This window comes from Rhizobacter sp. P3_C12 (genome assembly GCF_056402735.1).
Genome location: NZ_JBFUGW010000201.1, coordinates 1 through 11344, shown reverse-complemented (window position 1 = coordinate 11344; position 11344 = coordinate 1). Strand labels below are relative to the sequence as shown.

At 70.2% G+C, this 11344-nt stretch carries 6 protein-coding genes; all 6 read right to left on the bottom strand.

What is annotated here, in order from left to right; translation table 11 throughout:
* The coding region (locus AC1DXV_RS24690; protein WP_477936027.1) for a recombination-associated protein RdgC at positions 1-925 on the bottom strand (925 nt) is incomplete at its 3' end.
* A gap of 43 nt (positions 926-968) precedes the next feature.
* Entirely contained in the window at positions 969-3884 is a 2916-nt protein-coding gene (locus tag AC1DXV_RS24685) for a hypothetical protein (RefSeq protein ID WP_477936025.1), read from the bottom strand.
* Positions 3885-4044: 160 nt separating this feature from the next.
* Complete coding sequence (locus tag AC1DXV_RS24680) at positions 4045-4923, bottom strand: transglutaminase family protein (RefSeq protein WP_477867186.1); 879 nt, start codon at positions 4921-4923, stop codon at positions 4045-4047.
* On the bottom strand, positions 4923-7400 hold the full coding sequence (locus tag AC1DXV_RS24675; protein ID WP_477936023.1) for a circularly permuted type 2 ATP-grasp protein: 2478 nt from the start codon (positions 7398-7400) through the stop codon (positions 4923-4925). Before AC1DXV_RS24675 ends, AC1DXV_RS24680 begins: the two co-directional genes overlap by 1 nt.
* 167 nt (positions 7401-7567) lie before the next feature.
* Positions 7568-10987, bottom strand: coding sequence for a transglutaminase family protein (locus AC1DXV_RS24670; RefSeq protein ID WP_477936021.1), 3420 nt, complete (start codon positions 10985-10987; stop codon positions 7568-7570).
* Positions 10988-11344, bottom strand: a 357-nt coding sequence (locus tag AC1DXV_RS24665; RefSeq protein ID WP_477936019.1) for a transglutaminase-like domain-containing protein, incomplete at its 5' end; no start/stop codon positions are given.

The window sequence follows — 11344 nt, the reverse complement described above, 5'->3', positions numbered from 1 at the left end:
CCGCCGCCGCGCCGGTGACGGCATCGCGCTGCAGCTCGCCGCCCAGCGCCTCGATCAGCGCGGGGATCAGCTGCTTCAGCTCGCCGGTGACCAGCGCGACATCGGCATCGAAGTGGTCTTCGTCCCGGGTGGCGGTGGACGTGCCTTCGAGCACCACGTCGAGCAGCTTGAGCTTCTTGATGGTCATCGCATCGCTCAGCACGAAGGACACGCGCGACGACCAGGTCATCGCGAGCGACGTGGGCAGCTTGCCCTGCACGATGTGCTGGCCGACCTCGTCGATGTCGAGCGTGTGGCGTGCGTACTTGACGGTGGCCTTCTCGCTGTCGGGCTGCTTCAGCTCGCATTCGCGGTCGACCGTGAACCCGGCCGGCGCTTCCTTGCTGGTCAGCCATTCGGCCATCGCGGTGGCGGGCGAGATCGCGCTTTGCGCGAGGCTCAGCCGGATGCCGCCGCCGAGCAGCTCGACCAGCATCGTGACGACACGGTCGGCCTTGGCGGTGCTGGCCGCGTCGATCACGACGAAGCCGGCGCGAACGTCGATCCACACCAGCGTGGCGGAACGCTTCGGGAAGGCGCGCGGCAGCAGGTCCTGCACGATCTCCTCCTTCAGCTCCTTGGCGATCTTGCCCTTCGGGCGGCGGCCGGTCTCGGCCTCGATGCGGTCGAGCCGGGCCTCGAGTTCGGCCTTGATCACCGAGGAGGGCACGGCCTTGCGCTCGACGCCCAGGCGCAGCACCAGCTGGCCGCCGATGTTCTCGATCAGCGCGCCCTCCTTGTCACCGCGCGGCTGCAGCCAGCCGGCGGATTCGGGTTGCGTGGCACCGCAGGCGGTGAAGCGGCTGCCGGCCAGGCGTTCTTCCACCTCTTCGAGGGGCGGCGGGTTCCATTGGTCGATGCGGTAGAGGAGCGCGTTCTTGAACATGGGCACAACGGGAGTGGGGCCCGGATTGTAGAAGGGTGTGCGGTCAGGGCGGATTCACGAGGAAAACGGCGCGGGCGGCTTTCTGCCGGTGTTCGGTGCAGAAGGCCTGCACAGCCGCCTCCAGGCTCGGGTAGGTCACCGAACTGCCCTTTGCCTGCAGCAGCCATCCTTGCAGGCCCGGGCCGTCCTGCCTCTCGAGCAGAGCCCACGGGCTGGAGGACTGCGTCGAGGAACCTGTCAATGCCACACGACGGGTCGATTTCGCGTTCTCTTCGAGCCGTCGGAATGAATCGGGCGCGGCGCCGGGCGGGAACCGGCGTGCGTGCAGCAGGCCTTTGCCCGGGCGCTGCGAGTTGCTGAAGGACAGTTCGATCTCCTGCAGCGTTGCAGCCACCCCGGCCTCCTGGATGAAGCGTTCGTCCACGCCGGCACCGGGCCCATTGGTCAACCAGAGCATCGCCGAGGCCGGTGCACGGCTGCGCTCTTCAATTGCCGGAAGCCGGGTGTCGTCATCTCGCTCCACCCACGCCTTCAGCGCGTCGGCGCGGATGAGCGCCACCTGCTGGCCGTCCAGATCGCAATGGAAATTCCCTTTCGAATCGCCCGACCAGGTCTTGCCGGGAAACTTGCCGTGCAGCCTGCACAGTTCGGTCAGTGCGACCGCGGTGTCGCCTGCCGACCCGGCGCGGATGCGCTGGGTCGTCTGATGCGCCGGCACCCAGCGCGTCTCGGCAAACCGGCAGAACGCCTTCAGGTCGCGGTGCACGGCGCTGCCCTGCTGCCACGCGAACCCCTTGCGGTCGCCGGTTTCCCTGGCCACCGCCTTCAACAACGACTTCGTCTGATCGATGAACAGCGCCGGCGGCACGCTGCGGAACAGGCGGGCCGCGGCAGCCCACATCTCGTCGGTCGTCAATGCGGACGATCTGGCGAGATGGCCGTTGCGGTCCAGCCATTCGTTCATCGCATGCAGGTCGATCTGCTCTCCCTTCAGGTGGCCCTCGAGGAGCTTCACGAACCTGCCGGCTTCGGGGTTCCGGCTCTTGCCGAGGCGCACGATCCAGCACGCCGCATGGAAGCTCGGCAGCAGTGCCCCCGGCGCCAGCTTGGGCGGTTCCGCAGGCAGTCCGAAGACGGCGGCGTACTGCTCGCGACGGGCGATCAGTTCGCGCCATTCGATGTCGCGCGGATGCACGGCCTGTTGGCGCAGCTTCTCGGAGTCTGCACGGATCATCCCCTCGATGTCGTTGAACAGCACCCCGTCGATGTCGGCAAGCGCCACGACCGCCTGGATGTGCGACTCGAGTACCGGGTCCGGATAGCCCGCGGCGGGTCGGCGTGCCAGCAGCCCGGCGAACTCGTCCAGCGCGGCGACCACCTGGGTGTCGGGACTGACCGTGTGGATGGACCTGCCGGCAAAGCCATCCCGGCCGCCGATCCAGTAGCCCTGCGTCGCCGCCACCGACAACGGCCTCTCCTTCCCGTCCTTCTTCATCTCCTCACGAAGACGGGCCCGGTCCGCGGCCGAGGTGGTGGCGGCCAGCAGGGTGGCGTCGTACTGTTCGCGGCGCAGGCGGGCGCGCATTTCCTCCCGCGTCGCCGCCTTGCCGACATAGCTTCCCAGGTACRCCGCGCCAACAGCCCCGCCCACGACCGTGGCAGCCACGCCGACAGGCCATGCCACCGCCGCCGTCGCGACGGCCCCGGTGACGATCGCGCCCGTCGCCAGCGGCGTGCACACGGCAGCGTTGACAACGGCCTTGGCCAGGCGAGTGCGCCCGCAACGCATCTCGTGGCGGGCTTGCTTCATCAGGCGCCGCTGTCGCTTCTGCGCGCCCTTCAGCACCTGGATGAGCAGGTCATGGTCGGCGCTGCGAAGCGCCGCATCGGTCCCGGCCAGGCTGTCGATCTGCCGCTGAAGATGCCCGCAATGGGCCTTGCAGCGGCGGTACTCCTTCTTGCGAAAGCTGATCTCCTGGCGTCCGACCACGCCATCGATGCCGGCGCACGCGAGCGACAAGGGCAAAGCCACCGCACCCAGCGCGAGGCCGGCCGTTCCCAGGCCCAGCGACGCGAGGTTGGCGCCCGACGCGATCTTCATGCCCATGCCGGCGACGCCCAGCAACGCGGTGACGGTCGACAGGCCGGTGTCTCGCAGCGCGGCGGCGCAGCAGCGTCGCCAGGCCTGGCGTGCCGCCTTGTCGAACAGCTTGCATCGCGAGAGCGCCGCCTGGCAGCAGCGGAAGCCGTGAACCACTTCCGGGCTCGACGGCTGCCCGCTCGCACGGTTGGCGAGGTATTCCTGGAAGTGCCGATAGAAGACGACCACCTCGACCTTCCGGCGGTCCTGCTCGTCGACCGCGTCGAGGAACGCGTTGAACATGTCGAGGCCGTCGATCAGCGAGCAGYCGGCCGCCACGCCGCCTGCGATCCCGAGAGCTTGCAGGCCCCCGGCAGGAGGCGCGAAGCCGGGGCCGGTCGATGAGGTCGCGGCATTCAGTCCGGTCCGGAACAGCGCGCAGTCCGCCCACAACAGTGCCGAAGTGCCCGTCACGGTCGACACCAGCGTGCCGGCATCGCCGCCGCGCCTGAATGCCTTGTGGCCCTCGGTGCGCGGCCGGTTGAGGCCGCGCCGGATCGCGAACTCGGCCCGCCGCCGGGCCTGGGCGGGCACGTTCCGTGCGCGTGCATAGCGGGGCGCGCACGACGGCGGCGCTGCCGGCAGGTAGTGTCCGTTCTCGTCCTGGGTCACCAGGCCGCTGGACAACAGCTCTTCTGCAAGGTCGCCGACCTTGGACGCGATCTTGTCGGCCACCAGCGCCTCCAGCTGCGTCACGGCCTCCTTGGCACGCTTCGCCGGATCGTCGGACGCCTGAGCGCTCGTGGAATCGGCCGCGTCCTCGCGACGCGGCACGTGAAACTGATTGCCGTGCGGATGGAAGAAGATCGAACCGTGCATGAGCAAGTCTCCTCAAGCTCAAACGGCCCCCCACTCGACTCGCTCCGGCTCACCGAGGACATCCAGGGGCACTGCTTGCTGAGTGGCGTGCACCGACCAGTTCGTTCGCTGTACGGATGAACCGCACGAAAACCCGCATCGGCCCGGCATCCCGCCGGCATCACACCGGCGTCACGCTCACCGACACATCGAGCTGCTGCTCGCCGCCGCCGAGGATCACGCCGCGCAGCGGCACCACGTCGGCGAAGTCGGCGCCCCAGGCGAGCGTGATGTAGCGCTCGTCGGCCAGCTGGTTGTTGGTGGGATCGAACTCCACCCAGCCGTGCGCCGGCGAGTACGCGGCCACCCAGGCATGCGAGGCATCGACCCCCAGCAGCCGCGGCTGCCCCGGCGGGGGATCGGTCAGCAGGTAGCCCGACACGTAGCGCGCCGGCAGACCGTGCCCGCGCAGGCAGGCGATCATCAGGTGCGCGAAATCCTGGCAGACGCCGCGCCGCTGGTACAGCACCTCGTCGACCGAGGTGCTGACGGTGGTCGCCCCGGCCTCGAATTCGAAATCGTCGTGGATCGCCTGCGTCAGCGCAGACAGGGCCGCAAACCAGTCGCGCCCCGGCGCGAGCGCCGTCCGCGCATACAGCCGCGCACCTTCGGACAGCGGCACCAGCACCGTCGGCTCGCACATGCACGCCGGCTCCAGCGCACCGAGCGTCGGCGTGTTGCGGACCGCATCGCGCACCGATTCCCAGGGCTGCGTCGCCGACGCCCACACCGGCCGCGTGCCGACCTCGACCGTGCAGGCCATGCGCACCCGCAGCAGGCGGTGCGCGCCGTGCAGCCCGAAATGCGTGACCGTGTTGCCGAAGCTGTCGGGCGCCTCGTGGCGCTCGTCGGGCGGCGGGTCGATCTGCAGCGAATGCGACAGCAGCTTCTGCCACGGCAGCTCGCGCGGCGCGAGCCGGGCCAGCTGCCAGGACTGCGAGACCGGTGCCGCATACGCGTACCGGGTTTCGTGCTCGACGGTGTAGCGCGCGGCTGCCATCACGCCACCAGCGACAGCACGCTGCGCGAGGCGGCGTGCGAGAAGAACTTCAGCGTCAGCTCGTCCGACACCGTGTAGGCGGCGCGCTGCAGCTGGTCGATCACCGTGGCCAGCGCCTCGCTCTCGGGGTGCAGGTCGTGCGCGCCGAGCGCCAGCAGCGCGGCCTGCGCCGGGGCGAGCACGTCGCTCGCGAAGCGGCCGTGCGTGCGTTCGAGCTTGTCGACGTACTCGACCAGCCCCTTCACCTGGAAGGCGACCGAGCGCGGGTTGGTGTCGTCGCGCAGCAGCAGGTCGAGCACCGGCAGCCACTCCGGCGCCACCAGGTAGCGCGAGCGGTAGGTGACGGTGGAGTCGGCCAGTTCCAGCAGCCAGTCGAGCCCGCTGCTGCGGCCCTCGCGCGTGGCGACCTTCAGCGTCAGGCACAGGTTCGACAGCCGCTCGATGCGCCGCCCGATCGACAGGAAGCGCCACGAGGTGCTGCGCGTCATGCCGTCGAGCACGAAGCCCGACAACGTCATCATCGACGTGACCGCGCGGTCCAGCCAGGCCAGCGCCAGCGCGAGCGAGCCGCCGCGCTGGAACACCGGGTCGGCGATCAGCTGGTTCAGCGTGCGCCAGTTGTCGGCCGACATGCGGTCGCGCAGGCTGAACGCGACGCGCAGCAGCTGCCGCAGCCGCACGCTCAGGCCCTCTTCGGGGTGCGTCGCGGCGCGCAGCAGCTCGGTGCCGACGTTGTCGAGCGAATCGATCAGCCCCATGCGCTTCGCGAGCGCGAGCGTCGGCGTCAGGCCGTCTTCCGGGTCGTCGGCGCGCGCATCGACGTTGCCCAGCACGCCGGCCACCGCGACGCGCAGCAGCCGCGCCGACGCGTCGCAGCGCTCGCCGTAGCGGCCGAACCAGAACAGGTTCTCGGCGGTGCGCGACGGCACGTTGCCCTTGGTCGTCACCAGGTCGGGCGGCGTCACGGTGCGCGTGAGCAGCGAGAACGACGCGTTGACCGGCCGGTCGGACAGCACCCAGGTGTCTTTCGAGCGCCCGCCGCGCTGCATGCCGATGACGCGGTCGTCGTCGTCGCCGGCCACGCGGGTCAGGCCGCCCGGCATCACGCGGTAGCCGTTCGGCGTCGCGACCGCGAACACCCGCAGCCCGACGGTGCGCGCGCTCAGGTGCTCGCCGTGGCGCCCGGTGCCGCGCGGCTCGCGCTCGAGCACCGGCGCCTGCGACACGTGCACCCATTCCTGCGCCACGTAGCGCTGCGGGCGCGCCGCCACGCGGGCGCGCAGCAGCAGGCGTTCGTCGTCGGAGAGGTCGGCGCCGAACACCGCCGGCTCGTTGGCCGAACGGTCGAGCGGCTTGATGATCAGGTGGTCGATGCGCTTCCAGGCGTCTTCGAAGGCCGCCGGTTCGCCCAGCCACCAGGTGGCGACCGAGGGCAGCAGCAGCGGCTCGCCGAGCAGCTGTTCGCTGAGCTGCGGCAGGTAGCCGAGCAGCGCGCCGGATTCGAGCACGCCGGAGCCGAGCGCATTCGCGAGCAGCACGGTGCCGCGGCGCGCGCAGTCGGTGAGGCCGGCCACGCCGAGCGCCGAATCGGAGCGCAGCTCGAGCGGATCGCAATAGGCGTCGTCCTGGCGGCGCAGCAGCGCATGCACGCGCTTCAGGCCGTCGACCGTCTTCATCCAGACGCAGCCGTCGCGCACCGTCAGGTCGCTGCCCTCGACGAGCGCGAAACCGAGGTAGCGCGCGAGCAGCGCATGCTCGAAGTAGGTCTCGTTGTAGGGCCCCGGCGTCAGCAGGCCGATCAGCGGCGGCCCGTCACCCTTGGGCGCCAGGCGCAGCAGCGATTCGCGCAGGTTCGAGAAGAACGCCGCCAGGTGCTGCACGTGCAGGTCGCGGAACATCTGCGGGAACACGCGCGAGACGACGAGGCGGTTCTCCAGCGCATAGCCGGCGCCCGACGGGGCCTGGGTGCGGTCGTCGACGACCCACCAGCGGCCGTCGGGCGAGCGTGCCAGGTCGGCGGCGTACTGGAACAGGTGCACGCCGCCGGCCGGGCGGATGCCCTGCACCTGGTGCAGGAAGCCGCTGTGGCCGAACACCACCGATGGCGGCACGCTGCCGTTGCGCAGCAGCTCCTGCGGGCCGTAGATGTCGGTCAGCACGCGGTTCAGCAACTCGGCGCGCTGCGCGATGCCGGCCTCGATCTCGTCCCATTCGGCGGGCGAGATCAGGAGCGGCAGCGGATCGACCTCCCAGGGCCGGTCGGCGCCCTGCGGGTCGGCGTAGACGTTGTAGGTGATCCCGTTCTCGCGGATCTCGCGTTCCATCAACGACAGGGTGTCGCCGATATCGGGACCCTGGCGCTGGGCCAGGGTCTCCAGGAAGGCTTCCCAGTGGGGGCGGGGCGCGCCGGGCGCCGCGAGCAACTCGTCGTAGCGACCTTCGTGGACGGCGTATCCCTCAAGCAATGTTCTGAGCATGTGTCGACTTCAAACCAGTCGCCAGTTTGTCATACGCGGTGCCGCGTACGCGCCCGGATTCGCACATGGACGCGAGCAAAGGCGCGTGCGAGGAGGCTGTGGAAGACCGACCCGTCCGGCGCGCCATGGCCTCCCCCCACGCGCCTTTGCAGCGAAAAGCCGCAAACCTACAACGGCGCCCGTCGAAGATCCAGTGTGAAGGGGAAGTTCGGGTTGCGCTCGTCCTTCGGCAGCGCCATCACGCCCGGCGTGTGGCCGACGCGGAAGAAGCGCGCCAGCCTTCGCGCCTCCGCCTCGTACGCATTGACCGGCGCAGTGTCGTAGTTGCGCCCACCCGGGTGCGCGACGTGGTACTGGCAACCGCCGAGCGAGCGGCTCATCCAGCTGTCGACCAGGTCGATCGTCAGCGGCGCATGCACCGGAATGCTCGGGTGCAGCGCCGACGGCGGGTTCCACGCGCGGTAGCGCACGGCGCCGACGAACTCGCCGACCTTGCCGGTCGGCTGCATCGGGATCGCGCGGCCGTTGCAGGTCAGCACRTGGCGGTCGCCGACCAGCCCGGTGGCCCGCACCTGCAGCCGCTCGACCGACGAATCGACGAAGCGCACCGTGCCGCCCGGCGCCCCCTCCTCGCCCATCACATGCCACGGCTCCAGCGCCAGCCGCAGCTCCACCTCGGTGCCCATCGCATTGAAATCGCCCAGCCGCGGGAAGCGGAAGTTCAGGTGCGGCGCGAACCACTCCGGCTGGAACGTGTAGCCGAACTGGTTCAGCTCCTCGATCACGTCGCACAGGTCCTGCCAGATGAAATGCGGCAGCATGAAGCGGTCGTGCAGCTCGGTGCCCCAGCGCTTCAGGCGCGGCGGCTGGTACGGGCGCTGCCAGAAGCGCGACACCAGCGCGCGCATCAGCAGCTGCTGCGTCAGGCTCATGCGCGCATGCGGCGGCATCTCGAACGCGCGCATCTCCAGCAGCCCGAGCCGGCCGGTCGGGCCGTCGGGCGAGTACAGCTTGTCGATGCAGAACTCGGCGCGGTGCGTGTTGCCGGTCACGTCGATCAGCAGGTTGCGCATCAGCCGGTCGACCAGCCACGGCGGCGTGTAGCCGTTGCCTTGCGCCGCGATCCGTTGCAGCTCGGCGAATGCGATCTCGATCTCGTAGACCGAATCGTTGCGCGCCTCGTCGACGCGCGGCGCCTGGCTGGTCGGGCCGATGAACAGCCCCGAGAACAGGTAGCTCAGCGCCGGGTGGTTGTGCCAGTAGCCGACCATGCTCGCCAGCAGGTCGGGCCGGCGCAGGAACGGCGAATCGGCCACGGTGGCGCCACCCAGCACGAAGTGGTTGCCGCCGCCGGTGCCGGTGTGGCGGCCGTCGACCATGAACTTCTCGGTCGACAGCCGCGTCTCGTGCGCCGCCTGGTACAGGTGCGTGGTCTGCTCGACCAGCTCGCCCCAGCTGTGCGCCGGGTGGATGTTGACCTCGATCACGCCGGGGTCGGGCGTGACGCGCAGCGTCGACAACCGCGGATCCTTCGGCGGCTCGTAGCCTTCGAGGATCACCGGCAGCTTCATCTCGAGCGCGGTGTCCTCGACCGCGGCGACCAGCTCCAGGTAATCCTCCAGCGCGGTCGCCGGCGGCATGAAGACGTAGAGGCGCCCGCCGCGCGGCTCGGCGCTGATCGCGGTGCGGGTGACCCCGCTGGCCGATTCGTTCGCCGCGGGGGCGCGCACCGGAACCTCGGGCACGGCGCTGCGCGCGGCCGACACCCCGAGGCCGAGCGCGGCCCGCGAGCGGCCGGCAAAGCCGCCGGCGCCCGTCTCGCTGCGCTCCCAGGCCGGCGTGGCACCGCCGGCCGCGTCACTCCCACCGGGCGCATGGCGCAGCCGGCGGTACGGCGGCAGCGGCGCGAACGGCTGCGACTGGTCGGGCGGATGTACCCACGGCAGGTCGGTGTCCTTGGCCCAGGGCTGCGAATCGAGCGGCAGCCGGTAGCCCATCGCCGAATCGCCGGGAATCAGGTAGCAGCGCTCGCCGCGCAGGAACCACGGGCCGGTCTGCCAGCGCGGGCCGTTCTTCGCCGGGTTGCGGGCGACCGGGAAGACATGCCCCACCACCTTGTCGAGGCCCTGGCCGAACACGTTGCGCAGGCGCTCGCGCTCCAGCGCGTCGGAGAGCTTCGTGTCGAACGGGTCGACATTGGTCGGCAGCTTGCGCTCGCGCCACAGGTAGTACCAGACATCCTCGTACGCCGGGAACACATGCTTGCCGTCCAGCCCGAGGCGCTGCGCAACGCCTTCGAGGAACTTCTGCGCCTGCACGTCGGTGACGCCGTAGTCCTTGTGCTCGTCGGCGAACAGCTCGGGGTGCGTCCACACCGGCTCGCGGTCCTTGCGCCAGAACAGGTTCAGCGACCAGCGCGGCAGCTGCTCGCCCGGGTACCACTTGCCCTGGCCGTAGTGCAGCAGCCCGCCGTCGCCGTACTTGCGGCGCAGCTTGTCCATCAGGTCGGCGCTCAGCAGCCGCTTGGTCGGCCCCATCGCGTCGGTGTTCCATTCGGCGCCGTCGCGGTCGTCCACCGAGACGAAGGTCGGCTCGCCGCCCTGCGTCAGCCGCACGTCGTGGCGGCGCAGGTCGTCGTCGACGCGGTGGCCCATCGTCTCGATCTCGCCCCACTGCGCATCGCTGTACGGCAGCGTCACGCGCGGCGCCTCCCAGATGCGCGTGACCTTCATCAGGTGCTCGAACTCGGTCTCGCACTCGTCCAGCGCACCACTCACCGGCGCGGCCGACGACGGCTCCGGCGAGCATGCGAGCGGGATGTGGCCCTCGCCGGCCAGCAGGCCCGACGTGGGGTCCAGGCCGATCCAGCCGGCGCCCGGCAGGTAGACCTCGCACCAGGCGTGCAGGTCGGTGAAGTCGACCTCGGTGCCGCTCGGGCCGTCGAGCGATTTCACGTCGCTCTTCAGCTGGATCAGGTAGCCCGACACGAAGCGCGATGCGAAGCCCAGGTGGCGCAGGATCTGCACCAGCAGCCAGCCGGAATCGCGGCACGAGCCGCTCGCGTTGACCAGCGTCTGCTCCGGCGTCTGCACGCCCGGCTCCATGCGGATCAGGTAGCCGATGTCCTTCTGCAGCCGCTGGTTCAGCGCGACCAGGAAGTTGGTGGTCTGCATCTTCTCGCGCGAGATGCTGGCCAGGTACTTCTCGAAGGCCGGCGTCAGCGGCGCCTTGTGGCGGTACGGCTCCAGCTCGGTCGCGAGCGACGCGTCGTACTCGAACGGGAAATGCTCGGCCGCCGGTTCGAGGAAGAAATCGAACGGGTTCAGCACCGACATCTCGACCACCAGGTCGACCTCGATGCGGAACGACGTGGTCTTGTCCGGGAACACCAGCCGGGCCAGGTAGTTCGACTGCGGATCCTGCTGCCAGTTGATGAAGTGCGTGGCCGGCTCGATGCGCATCGAGTAGCTCAGCACGCGGGTGCGCGAATGCGGCGCGGGCCGCAGCCGGATGGTCTGCGGGCCCAGGTTGATCGGCCGGTCGTACCGGTAGTGGGTCACGTGGTTCAGCGCGACATGGATGGACATTCAGGGCTCCTGGGCGGTGAGCACGGCGGTTTCGGGAAGGGTCTCGGGGGCGTCGGGCAGGACGCCGATGTCCACGCTGACCCGCATCGTCTCGTCGCCGCCGCCCTCGCGCACGCCACGGATCGGCGAGCAGGCGGCGTAGTCGGGGCCGACGGCCAGGCGCACGTGGCGCTCGTCCATCAGGCAGCGGTGCGTGATGTCGACGCTGAGCCAGCGCCGCGCGGCCCGGTCGACGCAGACGTCGACCCAGGCATGGCTCGCGAGGCTGGGCGCATCGGGTGCATGGAAATAGCCGCTGACGTAGCGCGCCGGCACGCCGGCGGCGCGGCAGGCGGCGATGAAGACATGCGCCTGGTC

Bases quoted from the DNA above. Each gene is read 5' to 3' on its own strand.
- AC1DXV_RS24675 (WP_477936023.1), bottom strand. From the start codon at position 7,400: ATGCTCAGAACATTGCTTGAGGGATACGCCGTCCACGAAGGTCGCTAC.
- AC1DXV_RS24680 (WP_477867186.1), bottom strand. From the start codon at position 4,923: ATGGCAGCCGCGCGCTACACCGTCGAGCACGAAACCCGGTACGCGTAT.